The sequence below is a fragment of the Frateuria sp. genome (assembly GCF_035695185.1).
In the GTDB taxonomy this organism is placed as follows: Bacteria; Pseudomonadota; Gammaproteobacteria; order Xanthomonadales; family Rhodanobacteraceae; genus Frateuria_A.
This window is the reverse complement of record NZ_DASSES010000219.1, coordinates 43,498-60,608: the sequence shown is the minus strand read 5'-3', so window position 1 is coordinate 60,608 and position 17,111 is coordinate 43,498. Positions and strand designations below refer to the sequence as shown.

Annotated in this window: 14 protein-coding genes and 1 tRNA gene; 10 read left to right on the top strand and 5 right to left on the bottom strand. The window is 70.4% G+C overall.

Annotated elements, in window-relative coordinates; genetic code table 11:
• Positions 1-9: 9 nt before the first annotated feature.
• From queE to ltaE, 4 genes are all read left to right on the top strand, one after another.
• On the top strand, positions 10-693 hold the full coding sequence (gene queE / locus VFH59_RS18305; protein WP_325166367.1) for a 7-carboxy-7-deazaguanine synthase QueE: 684 nt from the start codon (positions 10-12) through the stop codon (positions 691-693).
• A 100-nt stretch (positions 694-793) separates the two neighbouring features.
• Complete coding sequence (gene queC / locus VFH59_RS18300; RefSeq protein WP_325166366.1) at positions 794-1,474, top strand: 7-cyano-7-deazaguanine synthase QueC; 681 nt, start codon at positions 794-796, stop codon at positions 1,472-1,474.
• A gap of 142 nt (positions 1,475-1,616) precedes the next feature.
• Positions 1,617-1,692 (top strand) — tRNA-Lys (locus VFH59_RS18295).
• Positions 1,693-1,792: 100 nt separating this feature from the next.
• Positions 1,793-2,809 carry a low-specificity L-threonine aldolase gene (gene ltaE / locus VFH59_RS18290; RefSeq protein ID WP_325166365.1) on the top strand — a complete coding sequence of 339 codons (1,017 nt, stop codon included), beginning with the start codon at positions 1,793-1,795 and terminating at the stop codon, positions 2,807-2,809.
• 169 nt (positions 2,810-2,978) lie between these two features.
• Here the strand turns inward: ltaE and VFH59_RS18285 are convergent, their stop codons facing one another.
• The 3 genes from VFH59_RS18285 to VFH59_RS18275 all read right to left on the bottom strand — a co-directional run bounded on the left by VFH59_RS18285 (position 2,979) and on the right by VFH59_RS18275 (position 5,661).
• Positions 2,979-4,220, bottom strand: coding sequence for a polyhydroxyalkanoate depolymerase (locus VFH59_RS18285; protein ID WP_325166363.1), 1,242 nt, complete (start codon positions 4,218-4,220; stop codon positions 2,979-2,981).
• Positions 4,221-4,364: 144 nt separating this feature from the next.
• Entirely contained in the window at positions 4,365-5,114 is a 750-nt protein-coding gene (locus VFH59_RS18280; RefSeq protein WP_325166362.1) for a class I SAM-dependent methyltransferase, read from the bottom strand.
• A gap of 43 nt (positions 5,115-5,157) precedes the next feature.
• Positions 5,158-5,661, bottom strand: a complete 504-nt coding sequence (locus VFH59_RS18275; protein WP_325166361.1) for an RDD family protein — start codon at positions 5,659-5,661, stop codon at positions 5,158-5,160.
• A 46-nt stretch (positions 5,662-5,707) separates the two neighbouring features.
• On the opposite strand from VFH59_RS18275, the gene xerD reads away from it, so the two are divergent.
• The 6 genes from xerD (at position 5,708) to VFH59_RS18245 (ending at position 14,627) form a co-directional block, all read left to right on the top strand.
• A complete protein-coding gene (gene xerD / locus VFH59_RS18270; protein WP_325166360.1) occupies positions 5,708-6,619 on the top strand; it encodes a site-specific tyrosine recombinase XerD in 912 nt (303 codons plus the stop codon).
• 143 nt (positions 6,620-6,762) lie between these two features.
• Positions 6,763-7,536: a thioredoxin fold domain-containing protein gene (locus VFH59_RS18265; protein ID WP_325166359.1), complete on the top strand. Its 774-nt coding sequence runs from the start codon at positions 6,763-6,765 to the stop codon at positions 7,534-7,536.
• 169 nt (positions 7,537-7,705) lie between these two features.
• Complete coding sequence (purL, locus tag VFH59_RS18260) at positions 7,706-11,566, top strand: phosphoribosylformylglycinamidine synthase (RefSeq protein WP_325166358.1); 3,861 nt, start codon at positions 7,706-7,708, stop codon at positions 11,564-11,566.
• A gap of 25 nt (positions 11,567-11,591) precedes the next feature.
• Positions 11,592-12,278, top strand: a complete 687-nt coding sequence (locus VFH59_RS18255; protein WP_325166356.1) for a hypothetical protein — start codon at positions 11,592-11,594, stop codon at positions 12,276-12,278.
• A 569-nt stretch (positions 12,279-12,847) separates the two neighbouring features.
• On the top strand, positions 12,848-13,711 hold the full coding sequence (locus tag VFH59_RS18250; protein ID WP_325166354.1) for a glycosyltransferase family 2 protein: 864 nt from the start codon (positions 12,848-12,850) through the stop codon (positions 13,709-13,711).
• Between the two features lie 16 nt (positions 13,712-13,727).
• Positions 13,728-14,627, top strand: a complete 900-nt coding sequence (locus VFH59_RS18245) for a DMT family transporter (RefSeq protein WP_325166353.1) — start codon at positions 13,728-13,730, stop codon at positions 14,625-14,627.
• A gap of 76 nt (positions 14,628-14,703) precedes the next feature.
• Here VFH59_RS18245 and VFH59_RS18240 read toward each other — a convergent pair whose 3' ends face one another.
• On the bottom strand, positions 14,704-14,898 hold the full coding sequence (locus VFH59_RS18240) for a YbdD/YjiX family protein (protein ID WP_325166352.1): 195 nt from the start codon (positions 14,896-14,898) through the stop codon (positions 14,704-14,706).
• On the bottom strand, positions 14,895-16,979 hold the full coding sequence (locus VFH59_RS18235; protein WP_325166351.1) for a carbon starvation CstA family protein: 2,085 nt from the start codon (positions 16,977-16,979) through the stop codon (positions 14,895-14,897). Before VFH59_RS18235 ends, VFH59_RS18240 begins: the two co-directional genes overlap by 4 nt.
• Positions 16,980-17,111 lie beyond the last annotated feature (132 nt).

The window sequence follows — 17,111 nt, the reverse complement described above, 5'->3', positions numbered from 1 at the left end:
GGTCGTGTGATGGGCAGTGACGCGGGCGCGGTGCCCGTCGTGCCGGCGGTGGCCGAACGCCTGCGCATCACCGAGATCTTCCATTCGATCCAAGGCGAGGCCGATGCGATCGGCTGGCGCACCGTGTTCGTGCGCCTGACCGGCTGCCCGCTGCGCTGCGTCTGGTGTGACACCGAATACTCCTTCCATGGCGGCCAGTGGCACGCCATCGACGACATCCTCGCCGAGGTCGCCCGGCATGGCGCGCGCCACGTCTGCGTCACCGGTGGCGAGCCGCTGGCGCAGAAGCGTTGCGTGCTACTGCTGCGTCGCCTGTGCGATGCCGGTTACGAAGTCTCGCTGGAAACCTCCGGGGCGCTGGACGTCTCGGTGGTCGATCCGCGCGTGCGCAAGGTGATGGACCTGAAGGCGCCCGACTCGGGCGAGAGCGCGCGCAACCTGTGGAGCAACCTCGACCACCTGTTGCCGCACGACCAGGTCAAGATCGTCATCGCCAGCCGCGCCGATTACGAGTGGGCACGCGGCGTAGTGGCCGAGCATGCGCTCGACCGCCGCTGCATGGTGCTGTTCTCGCCCGTGCATGGCGCGGTGGAACCCCGCGAGCTGGCCGAGTGGATCATCGAGGACCGCCTGCCGGTGCGCTTCCAGCTGCAGTTGCACAAGCTGCTCTGGAACGACGCGGCGGGGCACTGAAGCTTTCTTCCCCGTCTGCGGGGAAGAAGAAACGCGCCGTGGCCTGTGACGCCGCGAGCGCTCTCCGGCCGGTGACCGGCCGTATGCAAGGAACCGTCCCATGTCCGAAACCACTTCCCGCAAAGCCGTCGTGCTCGTCTCCGGCGGCATGGACTCGGCCGTCACCCTGGCCATCGCGCGCGAACAGGGTTTCGCGGTGCACGCATTGAGCGTCGCCTACGGCCAGCGCCACGGCTCCGAGCTGGAGGCTGCCGAACGGGTGGCCCACGCGATGGGGGCGCTTGCGCACAAGACCGTGCAGGTGGACCTGCGCAGCATCGGCGGCTCCGCGCTCACCGCCGATATCGACGTACCCGAGCAAGGCGGCGAGGGCATCCCGGTAACCTACGTGCCTGCGCGCAACACCATCATGCTGTCGATCGCGCTGGGTTGGGCCGAAGTGCTCGGCGCCAACGACATTTTCTGCGGCGTCAACGCGGTCGACTACTCCGGTTATCCCGACTGCCGGCCCGCCTTCATCGATGCCTTCGAGCAGCTGGCCAACGTCGCCACCAGGGCGGGTGTGGAAGGTGCAGGCCTGCGCATCCATGCGCCGCTGATGCGCATGAGCAAGGCCGACATCGCCCGCGAGGGCGAGCGCCTGGGCGTGGATTTCGCGCAGACCGTCAGTTGCTACCAGGCCGACGCGCAGGGCCGCGCCTGTGGCCACTGCGACGCCTGCCATCTGCGCGCCGAAGGCTTCCGGGCCGCCGGCTTGCCCGATCCCACCCGCTACGCCTGAGCCCGGCCGTCCGGCCGGCTCCAGCTCACCGGCGCCCAGCCAAGGGAAACCGGACCGATGCCCAACTTGCGGGCAGCCACATGGCAGCGCGCTTTGCTTGTGCGGCCAGCGCGCAAACCTTAAAATTCCCCGTTCGCTTGATGGGTCGTTAGCTCAGTTGGTAGAGCAGTAGACTTTTAATCTATTGGTCCCGAGTTCGAGTCTCGGACGACCCACCATCCCCACCCGCGCCCGTCGCGGGTTTTTTGTGCCGGGTGCTTGCCTCCCGTCCGACGCCGCGCCAAGCTCCCTCCTTTGCCGCAACGGGTGAGGTGCAACGTGGACTGGGTCGACCTGCGCAGCGATACGGTAACCAGGCCCACGCCCGCCATGCGCGCGGCGATGCTGGATGCGCCGGTGGGCGACGACGTCTACGGCGAGGACCCGACCGTCAACACGCTGCAGCAGCGCCTCGCCGACGAACTCGGCTTCGCGGCAGGCCTGTTCGTCCCCAGCGGCACCCAGTCGAACCTGCTGGCGCTGATGTCGCACTGCGAACGCGGCGACGAGTACATCGTCGGAATGGACGCGCACACCTACAAGTTCGAAGGCGGCGGCGCGGCGGTGCTGGGTTCCATCCAGCCCCAGCCCATCGTGCAGGACGCCGATGGCTCGCTCCCGCTGGACCGGGTCGCGGCGGCGATCAAGCCGGTCGATCCGCATTTTGCACGCACGCGCCTGCTCGCCCTGGAAAACACCTGGCACGGCCGCGTACTGCCGATGGATTACCTGCGTTCCGCACACGACTTCGCCCGCGAGCACGGCCTGGCCTTCCACCTCGACGGCGCCCGCCTGTACAACGCGGCGGTCGCCGCCGGCGTGCCGGCGCGGGAGATCGCGCAACACTTCGACAGCGTGTCGGTGTGCCTGTCCAAGGGGCTCGGCGCGCCGGTCGGCTCGGTGCTGGTGGGGTCGGCGGCGCTGATAGACAAGGCGCGGCGCTGGCGCAAGGTGACCGGGGGTGGCTGGCGCCAGGCCGGCATGCTCGCGGCGGCCGGCCTCCATGCGCTCGACCATCACGTCGCGCGGCTGGCGGACGACCATGCCCGCGCCGCCCGGCTGGCGCGCCAGCTCGAGGCCGTGCCCGGCCTGCGCCTGCTCGGCCAGCACACCAACATGGTGTTCGTCGAAGTGCCGGCCGAATCCCTCCGCGACCTGGATGCGCACCTGCGCGCCGCCGGTATCCGCATCAGCATCGGCTACCTGCCGACGCTGCGCCTGGTCACGCACCTGGACGTGGACGATGCCGGTATCGACCGCACGGTGCGGGCCTTCGCCGGCTTCTTCGGCGGCTGAGGCTGGACCGGGCCTTCCTGGCGGAAAGGGACGTTCATGATGAAGCCTGCCGCTACGCCGTCCCTGGCCATCGCGTACGGATCAGGGCGTGCCGCGGCCACGTGGCCGGCAGGGGCACTCGACGTTGTACGACTTCGACACGCTGGCCCGCGACGTCGGATGGCGGGCCTCAGGCGGCGCCGCGGATGAAGTCGCGCACCTGCGGGTAGACCAGCTCGCGCCAGCGCCGGCCACTGAAGATGCCGTAGTGGCCGGCCCCCTCGACCACCCGGTGTGCGCGGCGGCCGGCCGGAATGCCGGTGCACAGCCCGTGGGCTGCCTCGGTCTGGCCCAGGCCGGAGATGTCGTCCAGCTCGCCCTCGATGGTCAGCAGGGCACTGCGGGTGATGGCGCCGGGATCGACGCGCTCGCCGGCCACCTCCCACAGCCCGCGCGGCAGCAGGCATTGCTGGAACACCGTGTCGATCGTGTCCAGGTAGTAGCCGGCCGGCATGTCCAGCACTGCGTTGTATTCGTCGTAGAAGCGCCGGTGCGCCTCGGCGTCGTCCAGATCGCCACGCAGCAGGTCGAGGTAGTAGTCCCAGTGCGACGTGAGGTGCCGGCCGGGGTTCATGGCCACGAAGCCGGCGTGCTGGAGGAAGCCCGGATACACCCGGCGCCCGCGGCCCGGATAGTTGGCGGGCACCGTATGGATCAGGTTGGCCTCGAACCAGGAAAGCGGCTGGGTCGTGGCGAGGTCGTTGACGCGCGTGGGGCTGCGCCGGGGGTCGATCGGCCCACCCATCATCACCAGGCTGCATGGCGTCGGCTCGCCGCGTGCGGCCATCAGCGACACCGCGGCCAGGACCGGCACCGTCGGCTGGCACACCGAGATCACGTGCAGCCGGTCGGCACCGATGTGGCGGATGAAGCGTTCGACGTAGGCGACGTAGTCGTCCAGCCGGAACATGCCCGCTTCCGCCGGCACCATGCGCGCGTCCACCCAGTCGGTGACGTAGACCTTGTGGTCGCGCAGCAGCGTGCGCACGGTGTCTCGCAGCAGGGTGGCGTGATGGCCGGACAGCGGCGCCACCACCAGCACCACCGGCTGGCGGCGCATCGCCTCGATCACGGTCGGGTCGTCGCTGTAGCGCTTGAAGCGCTTGAGCTGGCAGAACGGCAGGTCGAGCGCGGTCTGCTCCACCACGGCCACGGTGTGCCCGCCGGCCTGGATCTCGTGGATGCCGAACGCCGGCTTCTCGTAGTCCTTGCCCAGCCGGTACATGAGCTCGCAGCCGGCCGCCCAGCGTGCCGCGCCCGGCCACTGCGCGAGCAGGCTGCCTGGTTCGCTGAACATCTTCGCGCTGGCCTGCGCGAAGTAGCTCATCGGGCCCATGAAGGCGCGCTGCCATTCGTGGAGTTGGTAGAGCATGGCTGCTGGAAGAGGGGCAAAGCGACATTCTAGTGGCTTTGCGCGGGAAATGGTGCGGCGCGTCAAGGCGCCTCCGACGGTGCGCACGATCGAGGAGCCGTTCGCGCTGAGCGTAGCCCGAAGGGCGCAGTCGAAACGCCAGCCTCAGGCCCCTGCGTCGCGCCGGCAAACCAGCAACACCTCGTCCACCCCCTCGACGTCGGACAATCCCTCGCGCCACTGCAACGGCTTCTGGAACCTCAGCCCGAGCGGCATGAACACGTGGTTGTACCACCACATCGCGCGCTCGCGCTGGTGCGTCAGGAACCACTGGCCCAGATCCAGCAGCCGCGAGGATTTCGGCTGCATGCCGTAGATCGCGCTGCGCTCCAGCACGAACCCGTGCGCGGCGAGCTTGGCCTCGATCGCGGCGGGTTCGTAGCGTCGGCAATGCCCGACGAATTCGTCGAACGCGGTCCAGGCATCGGCGTGCAGGGGCACCGACAGCAGCAGCGTCGCGCCCGGTGCGGCCACGCGCGCGAGTTCGTGCAGGGCAGCCTCGTCGTCGGCCACGTGCTCGAGGATGTCGAATGCGCACACCAGGTCGAACCGCGCGTCGGCGCAGGGCAGGGCACCGATCATGCCGTGCAGTGCACAGGCGCCCCGTGCGCGCAATTGCCGCAATGCCGCGTGGCTCAGGTCGACGAAGCAGGTGCCGTCCAGCGGCAGGCGGGGACGCAGGCCGGGCGCGACTTCCAGCCGGCGCGGCGCGGTCGCGACCAGTTCGCGCAGCAGCGGCCAGGTGTTGAAGCGTTCGGGATCGACCAGCTGCGCCTGCGCCCACAGCGCTTCGTAGAAACCGCGGTTGACGCGGAGCAGTTCGGCATCGTTGCGGACGGGGGCGGAGGCGGCCATGCGTCCTTGTACAGCAAGCGCGGCCGGCGTGGGTGTGAAACGGCTAGCCGATCCGGTGCAGTTCGGTGCCCGCGGCCAGGTCGTGCAGGGCGCGGCGGCGCGGATCGAACAACGCCGGGGCGAAGCACAGCGCCCAGCCGGCGAGCACCGCCCACACCGCGCCGCGCAGGCCAAGCCAGGGTGCCAGGGCGAGCAGGAGCAACGGCAACGCAGCCACGACCACCCGCCCAAGCGCCTGTCCCGGCGACACCCTGCCGCCATCGGTGCCGACCACGCGGATGTGCCAGGGCCGCATGCCCAGCGTCTGCCCGCCGCGCCACCAGGAGACGCCGAAGTACGCGCCCACCACCAGGCCCTGCAGCGGCTGGTACCACCAGGCAATCGTGGCGTGCGCGCCGGCGGCCACCACCTGGCCGCCGGTGGCGAGCTGGCACAGCAGGCCCACGACCATCACGATGGCTACCACCGCGAGCAGGTCGTAGACCAGCGCGGCCAGGCGGCGCCACAGCGGACAGGAAATCGAAGCGTTGTCGTGCGATCGGGTCATCGGCGTTTCGCTTGCGCCCGTCGCGAAGCGCGGCGAGCATCTGCGCATGCAGGAAAAGAGCGCAAGTATCGCCGAAGCCGACCAGCGCAGCATTGCCGCCTTCCTCGAGCGGGTCTGGTCCGAAGACGGCCTGGCCGATCGCACCCTCGAAGCGTACCGGCAGGACCTGGAAGGACTCGCGCGCTGGCTCGCCGCGCGCGGGCGCAACCTCCAGACCGCGCGGCGCGAGGACCTGTCGGCCTTCCACGGCAGCCAGGGCGCCGCGGTGCGTTCGATGGCGCGGCGCCAGTCCGCGTTCCGCCGCTATTACGGCCAGCTCGCGCGCGACACGCCGGGTTTCGAGGACCCGACCCTGCTGATCGAGCGCCCGCGCATGCCGCGCGGCCTGCCCAAGGCGCTGGCCGAGCGCGAGATCGAAGCGCTGTTGGCCGCGCCCGACGTGACCACCACGCTGGGGCTGCGCGACCGCGCGATGCTGGAACTGATGTACGCCTCCGGCCTGCGCGTGTCCGAACTGGTGGAGCTGCCGCTGGCCGCGCTCAACACCCGCCAGGGCGTGCTGCGCATTACCGGCAAGGGCGGCAAGGACCGGCTGGTGCCGGTTGGCGAGGTCGCGCTGGAGCATATCGAGGCCTATCTCGCCGGCGCGCGGCCGCAGCTCGCCCAGGGGCGCCAGCCGGCGGCGCTGTTCCTCAGCCGGCGCGGCGAGGGCATGACGCGGCAGATGTTCTGGACGCTGGTCAAGCGCCATGCGCTGGCCGTCGGCATCGAGGGCAAGCGCATCTCCCCGCACGTGCTGCGCCATTCCTTCGCCACCCACCTGCTCAACCACGGCGCCGATCTGCGCGCACTGCAGCTGCTGCTGGGGCATGCCTCGCTGAGCACCACCCAGATCTACACCCTGGTGGCGAAGGAAGGGCTCAAGCGCCTGCACGCGCGCCACCACCCGCGCGGCTGAGTCGATCCCTGGGCGCGACGGTCGGTACCGGGTCGGACCGCCCGGCCGGCCGCACCGGCATGGCGCGCACACTTGCCGCTAACGCCGCTGTGCCAGAATCGGCCCCGACCGCCGCTTCCCCACACGCGGCCACGAGGTTCCCGATGTTCAAGAAGCTTTCCGCCGCGCTGCTCGCCGGCACCTTCGCGCTCGCCGCCTGTGCCGCCGATCAGCAGGACGGCGTCGCCCCCGGCAGCGCGACCGATCCGGCCACCGTGCAGGTGGTGCGCACTGCCCTGAAGAACCTTGCCCCCGGCGTGCGGTTCGACGAAATCGCCCCCTCGCCGCTGCCGGGTTTCTACCAGGTCATCGCCTCGGGGCAGCTGGTCTACGTCAGCACCGACGGCAAGTACATGCTCAACGGCGACGTGGTCGATCTCGGCGCGAAGGAAAACCTCAGCGATCGCGCCTGGGCGGGCTTCCGCAAGGCCCAGCTGGCCAAGGTGCCGGCGTCGCAGCGCATCGTGTTCGCGCCGCCGCACCCGAAGTACACCGTTACCGTGTTCTCCGACGTCAACTGCGGCTACTGCCGCATGTTCCATTCGCATATCAAGCAGCTCAACGAGGAAGGCATCGCGGTCGAGTACCTGGCCTGGCCCCGCGAGGGCGTGACCGACACCGCCGGCCTCCCCACCAACACCTACAAGGAGATGGTCTCGGTCTGGTGCGCCGCCGACCGCAAGGCCGCCTTCACCGCGGCCAAGCAGGGCAAGGCGCCCAAGGCGGCCGACTGCCCCAATCCGGTCAAGGACGAGTTCGACCTGGGCGTGAAACTGGGCGTGACCGGGACGCCGATGATCGTGGGTCCCGATGGCATGGTGCTGGGTGGCTACGTGCCGCCGGACAAGCTGCTGAAGCTGCTCGAAAAAGGCAGCTGACCTCCCATGGTCGCGCCCTCGGGCGCGACCGGGATGGTGGTCGCGCCGGGGCGTTCTGCCGCCATGGACCAGGCCGCCTGATCGACTGCCGCCGGCGGCCCGTAGACGGGTCACCCGGCGGCATCGGGTAGAATAGGGCGCTTTCCTTCCACGCGCCGAATCCCCCCGCATGATCGCTTTCGACGGGCAGAGCGCCCTTTCGCCGTTTCGCCTGGACCGCCTGAACGCCCGCCTCGATGCGGTGCACCGCGGCGTACGTGTCCAGGCCTCCTGGTTCGTCTACGTGCTCGATGCCGGCCACGCGCCCGAAGGCGCCGAACGCAGGCGCCTGCTGGAAGTGCTGGAGGCCAGGGACGCCACGCCCGAGTCCGCCACGCTGTGGACGGTGCCGCGGCTGGGGACCATTTCGCCCTGGTCGAGCAAGGCCACGGACATCCTGCACGGTGCCGGCTTCGACGTGCGCCGCGTCGAGCGCGGCATCGCCTGGCAGGTGGCCGGCCTGCCGGACGCCGGTACGCCTGACCACGAGGCCGTGCTGGCGGTGCTCCACGACCCGATGACCGAGTCGGTGCTGACCGATCTGGACCAGGCGCAGGGCCTGTTCCTGGCCGGCACGCCGGGCGACCTAGTGCACATCGAACTGGGCGGCGACCCACGCGCGGCGCTCGCCGCCGCCAACGCCCGCCTGGGCCTGGCCCTGGCCGATGACGAGATCGAGTACCTGGCGGAACGCTACGCCGAGCTGGGCCGCGACCCCACCGACGCCGAACTGTTCATGTTCGCCCAGGCCAATTCCGAGCACTGCCGCCACAAGGTGTTCAACGCCAGCTGGACGATCGATGGCGAGGAACAGGACAAGAGCCTGTTCGCCATGATCAAGCACACGCACCAGCGCTCGCCCGCGCACACGCTGTCGGCCTACAAGGACAACGCCGCGGTAATCGAGGGCCACCACGGGCGGCGGTTCTTCACCGATGGCGAGGGGGCCTGGCGCCAGCACGATGAACAGGTCGACTACGCGATCAAGGTCGAGACGCACAACCATCCGACCGCGATCGCCCCCTGGCCCGGTGCGGCCACCGGTGCGGGTGGCGAGATCCGCGACGAGGGCGCGACCGGCCGCGGGGCCAAGCCGAAGGCCGGCCTGACCGGCTTCTCGGTGTCCGACCTGCGCATCCCCGGCGCGCCGCAGCCGTGGGAGGTGAACCGCCCGCTGCCGCCGCGGATGGCCAGCGCCTTCGAGATCATGCGCGACGGCCCGCTCGGCGCCGCCGCGTTCAACAACGAATTCGGCCGCCCCTGCCTGGGTGGCTACTTCCGCACCTACGAGCACGAGACCGGCGAAGCCGGCGTGCGTCGCGGCTACGACAAGCCGATCATGATCGCCGGCGGCCTGGCCAACATCCGCCATGACCACGTGCAGAAGCGCGAGATCCAGCCAGGCCACGCGGTGATCGTGCTGGGCGGCCCGGCCATGCTGATCGGCCTGGGCGGAGGCGCGGCGTCCTCGGTTGCTTCCGGCGCCTCCAGCGCGGAGCTCGATTTCGCCTCGGTCCAGCGCGACAACGCCGAGATGGAGCGGCGCTGCCAGCAGGTGATCGACAGCTGCTGGATGCGTGGCGAGGCCAACCCGATCGTCAGCATCCACGACGTCGGCGCCGGCGGCCTGTCCAACGCGATCCCCGAGCTGCTCAACGACGCGGGCGTCGGCGGGGAGATCGACCTGTCCAGGGTGCCCTGCGATGACCCCTCGCTGTCGCCCATGCAGGTGTGGAGCAACGAATCGCAGGAACGCTACGTGCTCGGCATCGCGCCGCAAGACCTCGCCGAGTTCGAGGCCTACTGCAAGCGCGAACGCTGCCCCTACGCGGTGGTCGGCACCGCCACCGCCGAGCGTACGCTGCGCGTGACCGACCCGCGCCGCGCCCTCACCGTGATCGACCTGCCGATGGACGTGCTGTTCGGCAAGCCGCCCCGCATGCACCGGGATGCGCAGCGGATCAAGCCGCGCGTGGACCTGTTGCCGGACCTGTCCGGCATCGGCATGGACGAGGCCGTGCAGCGCGTGCTGCACCTGCCGACCGTCGGCAGCAAGAATTTCCTGATCACCATCGGCGACCGCACCGTCGGCGGCCTCAACCACCGCGACCCGATGGTCGGCCCGTGGCAGGTGCCGGTGGCCGACTGCGCGGTCACGCTGACCGACTTCGACGGCTACCAGGGCGAGGCCATGGCGATGGCCGAGCGCGCGCCGGTGGCGCTGCTCTCCAGCGCCGACGCCGCGCGACTGGCGGTCGGCGAGGCGATCACCAACCTGGCCGCAGCACCGATCGCTTCACTGGGGGAGATTCGCCTGTCGGCCAACTGGATGGCCGCGGTCAACCACCCGGGCGAAGACGCCGCCCTGTTCGACGCGGTCAAGGCGGTGGGCATGGAGCTGTGCCCGGCGCTGGACATCGCCATTCCGGTCGGCAAGGACTCGCTCTCCATGCAGACCGTGTGGCAGGACGGCGAGCAAGCGCAGCGTACGGTGGCGCCGGTGTCGCTGGTGATCACCGGCTTCGCGCGGGTCGACGACGTGCGTCGCACGCTCACGCCGCAGATCAAGCTTGACCGCGGCGACTCCGACCTTTGGCTGCTCGACCTGGGGGCCGGCCGTGATCGACTGGGCGGCTCGGTGCTGACCCAGGTGTTCAACCGCGGCGGCGGCGTGCCGCCGGACCTGGATGATCCCAAGCGCCTGCGCGCACTGTTCGAGCTGGTGCAGGAAGCCAACCGCGCCGGGCTGGTGCTGGCCTATCACGACCGCTCCGATGGCGGCGTGCTGGTGACCCTGCTGGAGATGGCCTTCGCTGGCCATTGCGGCCTGGAGATCCACCTGGACGGCTGGGCCGAGGCGACGCTGCGCGCACTGTTCAACGAGGAACTCGGTGCAGTGCTGCAGGTGGCCCGCGCCAACCGCGAGGCGTTCGAGGCACTGCTGGTCAAGCATGGCCTGGCTGGCATGAGTCACCGCATCGGCCGGCCCAAGGAAAAGCTCGGCATCAAGCTCTTCCTGGGCAACGAGACCGTGTTCAAGTGGAACTGGACGCAGCTGTTCGGCGCCTGGAACCAGACCAGCCATGCCATGCAGTGCCGCCGCGACAATCCGGCCAGCGCCAACGCCGAACTGGAGTGGCGCCTGGACGACGCCGATCCGGGCGTGAGCCCGAAGCTCAGCTTCAACCCGGCCGAGGACGTCGCCGCGGCGTACATCGGCCAGGGCGCGCGGCCGCGCGTGGCCATCCTGCGCGAGCAGGGCGTCAACGGCCAGGTCGAAATGGCCGCAGCGTTCACCCGCGCCGGCTTCGACGCGGTCGACGTGCACATGTCCGACCTCGCCAGCGGTCGCCACAAGCTGGCCGACTTCCGCGGCTTCGCCGCCTGCGGCGGTTTCTCCTATGGCGACGTGCTCGGTGCCGGCCGCGGCTGGGCCACCTCGATCCTGTACAACGATGCAATGCGCGCGCAGTTCGAGGCGTTCTTCAACGATCCCTCGAAGTTCGCGCTGGGCGCCTGCAACGGCTGCCAGATGCTGTCGCAGCTGAAGGACATCATCCCCGGCGCCAAGCACTGGCCGAAGTTCGTGCGCAACGCCTCCGAGCAGTACGAGGCGCGCCTGGCGACGCTCGAGGTGCTCGACTCGCCGAGCCTGTTCTTCAAGGGCATGGCCGGCTCGCGCATCCCGGTGGCGGTGGCGCACGGCGAGGGCCGGGTCAGCTTCCCCTACGCCTGCAGCCCGTCCAAGGCGCAGGCGGCGGTGCGCTTCGTCGACAACCGCGGCCGTCCGACCGAGAACTACCCGCTCAACCCGAACGGGTCGCCGGGCGGCCTAGCCGGCTTCACGGCGGCCGACGGGCGCGTGACGATCCTGATGCCGCACCCGGAGCGGGTGTTCCGCACCGTGCAGCTGAGCTGGCATCCGGAGAGCTGGGGCGAGGACTCGCCGTGGATGCGCATGTTCCGCAATGCGCGGGTGTGGTGCGGCTGAGCGGGTATCGCCGGTGAAAGCGGGCGTGACCGCCCGCTGGGTTTACGCGCCGGCCTGGCTGCTGGCACTGGCCGTGTTGCCGTGGTGGTTGGGGCTGCCCTTGTTGCTGGCGATCGCGGCGGTGCTGCTGTTCGCCACCGATCGCCTGGAGAGGCACGCGCCACTGCTGCGCCGGGCCCTGCGCTGGGGCCTGCCCGGCGTGCTTTTCGCGTTGCAGCGGGCGCTGGGCGGCGGCGCTTTCGCCTGGGCGATGGCGCTGCTGGGCGCGCTGGCCGGGTTCACCCTGCTGGCCGGCCTGGAGGCCTGGCTCGATCGCGGGCGGCGCGAGCAGGTCGCGCAACCGGAACTGCGCGACTGGCCGAGCCTGGCGCTGGCGCCGATCGGGCCGACGGCGGAGGTCGTGGAGCTGGCGCCACCGCAGTGGTGCGAAGGCATCTGCCCGGACCCGCGAGGCGGCGAGGCCCGCTGGGATTCGGGCCGCTTCGTGCTGGCCGACGCGACGGTGGAACGTGTGCAGGCGTGGGCGTCGTTCAGTCCCGATGGTCGCTGGTTCATTGCGCGCACGTCGCGTGGTGTCTTGCTGCTCGACCGCGACCATGGGCGCGACTATCGCTTGCGTGGATGGGAGCTGTGTGGGTGGCACGACGGTCCGTGGCTGGCTCGCGGGACCGGGCCTGCGATGGCCTGGCGCGAAGTTTTGGGTAGCCGCTGACCTTGCTCGCTTTCCCCGTGGGTGGGCGTGCGGGGGCGTGCGGAGGCGTGGCTCGCCTCGGACTTGATTGGGAAAAGAGCAAGAGCTTTCGGACGCCGGTCGGCGCCCGAGTCACTTTCTCTTGCTTGCCCAAGAGAAAGTAACCAAAGAGAAGGGCACCCCGATGGCGCGCCCTTCGGGTGCGCGTGCGGGTGGCGGGGTTTTTCGACGGGGCTCGAAGCCCCGACGAAAAACTGGCCGGCGTCCTGCCGGCCACCCTTCGGGCCTTTTCACCACCCGCCCGCCGCGCCATAGGGGACCCGGAAGAGCAGCGCGCTTCCGGCGCGCACTTTTCAGAAGAGCGAAAGGCGGAGCGAAAGGCAGAGCGAAAGGCAGAGCGAAAGGCAGAGCGGGAGGCAGAACGGGAGGCAGAACGGGAGGCGTAAACCTGCGGCGAACTGGCTCCCTCTCCCCTCCGGGGAGAGGGTTGGGGTGAGGGGCCGGGGCTCGCGGGAAACCCGCAGGCAGTTCTCCCGCCTCCTCACCTCCCGCATACTTGCCGGGTGTCTACCCCCATTCCCCTCGCACGGATGCTGCCAGTCAGCGTGATCGTGGTGTGTGCCGACAGCGGCCCATCCCTGCGCGACTGCGTGCAGCGGGCGCTCGACAGTACGGTGCCGCTGGAGCTGATCCTGATCGACAATGGCTCGGACGACGGGATGCCGCAGTCGATCGAACGCGATCACGCCGCCGAGCCGCGGCTCAAGGTGATCTACAACCGCGCCAACCTCGGCTTCGGCCCGGCGGTAAACCGCGCCGCCGCGGTGGCGAAGGGTGAACACCTGCTGGTGCTCAACCCCGACTGCCTGCTCGAACCCGGCACGCTGGCCCGCATGCTCGACGTCCTCGACGAGCATCCGCAGGCCGGCATCGTCGGCGCGGTGGTGTGCGCCGCCGACGGCACCCCGGACCCGGCCTCGTACCGGCGCGACCCGCTGCTGCGCCAGGCGCTGGCGACGCTGTTCGGCACGCGCGGCGGGATGAACATCGATGGCGGCATCCCGGGCGGTGTGGTCGGCGCCGAGGCGGTCTCCGGCGCGTTGATGCTGCTGCCGCGCAAGGTGTTCGAGCAGCTCGGCGGTTTCGACGAGGCCTACTTCCTGCATTGCGAGGACCTGGACCTGTGCCGGCGTGCCCGTGATGCGGGCTACGCGGTGTTGCTGGCGGGCGACGTGCGCGTGCTGCACGGCAAGGGTGGCTCGAGCCGCCACCGGCCGGTGTTCGTCAGCCGCCACAAGCACCGCGGCATGTGGCGGTGGTTCCGCAAGTTCGACCCCGCCGCGCGCAACCCGCTGGTGGCCGGCGTCGTGTGGCTGGGTATCTGGGCGCACTTCGCGGCGCAGGTGCCGGGGCAGCTCTGGCGCCTGGCCAGGGCGTCGCGCCGGGCGGCGTGACCCCGTGCCTCCCGCCATGACCGGCACCCGGCCGCGCACCTTCGCCGCCACGCTCGGCCTGCTCGCGCTGACTGCGGTGTGGGGCTCCACCTTCGTGCTGATCAAGGATGTGGTCGGCCGCATGCGGGTGGTCGATTTCCTCGCCGTGCGCTTTGCCGTGGCGGCGCTGGCGATGCTGGTGCTGTTCGCGCGCCCGGTGTGGCGGCTGCCGCGCGGGCAGGTCGGCCGCGCGCTGCTGCTGGGCGTCGTCTACGGTGCCGCCCAGTTGCTGCAGACCTGGGGCCTGAAGCTGATCGCGCCGAGCGTCAGCGGGTTCGCGACCGGCATGTATGTGGTGTTCACGCCGATCCTCGCCTGGCTGTTGCTGCGGGAGCGAGTCGCGGGCGTGGTCTGGCTGGCGGTGGTGCTGGCGACCGGCGGGCTGGCGCTGCTGTCGCTGCATGGCATCTCGGTCGACCCGGGCGTGTGGCTCACGCTGGCCTCGGCCGCGCTCTATGCCTTGCACATCGTGGGGCTGGGGCGCTGGTCGCGCGAGCAGGATGCGGTCGGCATGTCGGCGGTCCAGGTGGTGGCGATCGCCGTGATCTGCCTGCTCGCCACCGCGCCGCGGGGCCCGGCACTGCCGCCGGACGGACCGGCCTGGCTGGCGGTGCTGTACATGGCGCTGGTGGCCGGCGCCGGCGCCATGCTGGTGCAGACCTGGGCGCAGGCGCACCTGCCATCGGCACGCGCGGCGATCGTGATGACCACCGAGCCGGTGTTCGCCGCGGGCTTCGCGGTGGCGCTGGGCGTGGATGCGCCGAGCTGGCGCATGCTGGCCGGTGGCGCGCTGGTACTGGGCGCGATGTACCTGGTGGAGCTGGCGCCCCGGCCCGGTGTGGCGCTCGACGCCGAGGCCAGGCACCACGAGGTCTAGCGACCCGTGTAGCAGCGCACCCGTGCGCGACCCGGGTGCATGGCGGTCGCGCGGACTCGCGTGCTACGCGAATGCTTCAGCAGCAGCGCCCGCCGGTGCCCTTGTAGCGCGCCTCCTGCCGCTGGCGGAAGAAGGCCGGGTAGCTCGGCACCGGACGCTCCGGATGGTGGGCACGCAGGTGGCGTACGTAGGCGTCGTAGTCGGGTATGCCACAACACAGGCGCGCCGCCTGCACGGCCCGCGACCAGGCGGCGCCAAGCGAGCGCTTCATGGCGTGCTCCCCGCGGCAGCCTCGACCGGTACGTAGGGCTCCTCGTGCGCGGTCGGGTGGTGGGTGCGCCAGGCGCGCACGATCGTGCGCAGCGCGAACCCCACCATCGCCAGCACCAGCAGCATGAACAGGGCCGTCAGCGCCGCATCCACGTCGTTGTTGGTGACGATGCGCTGCATGTCCGCCGCGGTCTTCGCCGGCGCCAGCAAGCGCCCTTCGGCGGCGGCCGCCGCATACTTGTGCGCCGCGGCGGTAAAGCTGATCGGCCCGGCCAGCTTCTCGTAACCGGCCGTCAGCGTGCACACGATCAACCACAGCGCCGGGATCCCCGGCACCCACGCGTACCGCTCGCGCTTGAGCTTCACCACCACGACGGTAGCGAGCATCAGCGCGATCGCCGCCAGCATCTGGTTGGCGATGCCGAACAGCGGCCACAGCGTGTTGATGCCGCCCAGCGGGTCGACCGCCCCCTGGTAGAGGAAGTAGCCCCACAGTCCCACGCAGATGGCCGTGGCCAGCAGGTTGCCGGTCCACGAACCGGTCTGCTGCAGCGGCTTGTGGATGAGCCCGGCGATCTCCTGGATCATGAACCGGCCCACGCGCGTGCCTGCGTCCACCGTGGTGAGGATGAACAGCGCCTCGAACAGGATCGCGTAGTGGTACCAGAACGCCATCATGCCGCCGCCGGGCAGGATCTCGTGCAGCAGCCGCGCCATGCCCACCGCCAGCGTCGGTGCGCCGCCGGCGCGCGAGAGCACGCTGGCCTCGCCGATGTCTTTGGCCGTCTGCACGAGCTGCTCCGGCGTGACCACGAAGCCCCACTGGCTGATGGTCTGCGCGGCATGCTCGGCGGTCGTGCCGATCAGCGCCGCCGGCGAATTCATCGCGAAATACACCCCCGGGTGCAGCGAAGCGGCCGCCACCAGCGCCATGATCGCCACGAACGCCTCCATCAGCATGCCGCCATAGCCGACCAAGCGCGCCTCGCCCTCGTTGGCGAGCAGCTTCGGGGTGGTGCCCGAGGCGATGATCGAATGCCAGCCCGAGACCGCGCCGCAGGCGATGGTGATGAACAGGAACGGGAACAGGTCGCCCTGGAACACCGGCCCGGTGCCGTCGATGAAGCGCGTGACCGCGGCCATCTGCAACACCGGCGCGGCCAGGAAGATCGCCAGCGCCAGCAGCGCGATGGTGCCGATCTTGAGAAAGGTCGACAGGTAATCGCGTGGCGCCAGCAGCAGCCACACCGGCAGCACCGAGGCGCAGAAGCCGTAGCCGATCAACAGCCACGCCAGCGCCCTGGCGTCGAAGTCGAACAGCGGCGCCAGCGTGGCCGATGCGGCCACGTAGCGACCCAGCCAGATCGAGCCGAGCAGCAGCAATAGACCAATGATCGAGACCTCGAGGATGCGCCCGGGCCGCAGCCAGCGGAGGTACACGCCCATCAGCAGCGCGATCGGGATGGTGGCGGCCACCGTGAAGGTGCCCCACGGGCTGTGCGTGAGTGCCTTGACCACCACCAGCGCCAGTACCGCCAGCACGATCATCATCAGCACCAGCACGCCGAACATCGCCACCACGCCGGGCGCGGGACCGAGCTCCTCGCGCAGCATGTGGCCGAGCGAGCGCCCGTCGCGGCGCAACGACAGCGCCAGGATCATGAAGTCCTGCACCGCGCCGGCGAATACCACGCCGGCGAGGATCCACAGCGTGCCCGGCAGGTAGCCCATCTGCGCCGCCAGCACCGGGCCAACCAGCGGGCCGGCGCCGGCGATCGCGGCGAAATGGTGGCCGAACACCACCCACTTGTCGGTCGGCACGTAGTCCAGTCCGTCGGGGTGGCGCATCGCCGGTGTGGCCCGTCCCGGATCGAGCTGGAGCACGCAACGCTCGACGAAGCGCCCGTAGAAGCGGTAGCCGATCACGAACACGGCAATCGCCGCGGCGACCAGCCAGATCGCATTGATCGGCTCGCCGCGGCGCAGCGCCACCACGCCCAGGCAGTAGGCGCCGACGAAGGCGATCGATACCCATAGGATCCTGGCTGCGGGGCTGGCCGGAACGGAGAGACGGGTGGGCATGGCTTCTCCTCGACGGTGTCCGGCAAGGGTCGTCCCGTGCCGGCGGCCGGTCAATGCCCGGAGCGTTGCAGCTCTGTCGCGCCGAGCCCGGTGAGCCGACACGATCACGCCCCGGGCCGGGACGCCCGCGTA

Excerpts from the sequence above, each read along its gene's own strand:
- queE (WP_325166367.1), top strand. The coding sequence starts at position 10 with ATGGGCAGTGACGCGGGCGCGGTGCCCGTCGTGCCGGCGGTGGCCGAA.
- queC (WP_325166366.1), top strand. The coding sequence starts at position 794 with ATGTCCGAAACCACTTCCCGCAAAGCCGTCGTGCTCGTCTCCGGCGGC.
- VFH59_RS18285 (WP_325166363.1), bottom strand. The coding sequence starts at position 4,220 with ATGCTCTACCAACTCCACGAATGGCAGCGCGCCTTCATGGGCCCGATG.
- VFH59_RS18280 (WP_325166362.1), bottom strand. The coding sequence starts at position 5,114 with ATGGCCGCCTCCGCCCCCGTCCGCAACGATGCCGAACTGCTCCGCGTC.
- VFH59_RS18275 (WP_325166361.1), bottom strand. The coding sequence starts at position 5,661 with ATGACCCGATCGCACGACAACGCTTCGATTTCCTGTCCGCTGTGGCGC.
- xerD (WP_325166360.1), top strand. The coding sequence starts at position 5,708 with ATGCAGGAAAAGAGCGCAAGTATCGCCGAAGCCGACCAGCGCAGCATT.
- VFH59_RS18265 (WP_325166359.1), top strand. The coding sequence starts at position 6,763 with ATGTTCAAGAAGCTTTCCGCCGCGCTGCTCGCCGGCACCTTCGCGCTC.
- purL (WP_325166358.1), top strand. The coding sequence starts at position 7,706 with ATGATCGCTTTCGACGGGCAGAGCGCCCTTTCGCCGTTTCGCCTGGAC.
- VFH59_RS18250 (WP_325166354.1), top strand. The coding sequence starts at position 12,848 with ATGCTGCCAGTCAGCGTGATCGTGGTGTGTGCCGACAGCGGCCCATCC.
- VFH59_RS18245 (WP_325166353.1), top strand. The coding sequence starts at position 13,728 with ATGACCGGCACCCGGCCGCGCACCTTCGCCGCCACGCTCGGCCTGCTC.
- VFH59_RS18240 (WP_325166352.1), bottom strand. The coding sequence starts at position 14,898 with ATGAAGCGCTCGCTTGGCGCCGCCTGGTCGCGGGCCGTGCAGGCGGCG.
- VFH59_RS18235 (WP_325166351.1), bottom strand. The coding sequence starts at position 16,979 with ATGCCCACCCGTCTCTCCGTTCCGGCCAGCCCCGCAGCCAGGATCCTA.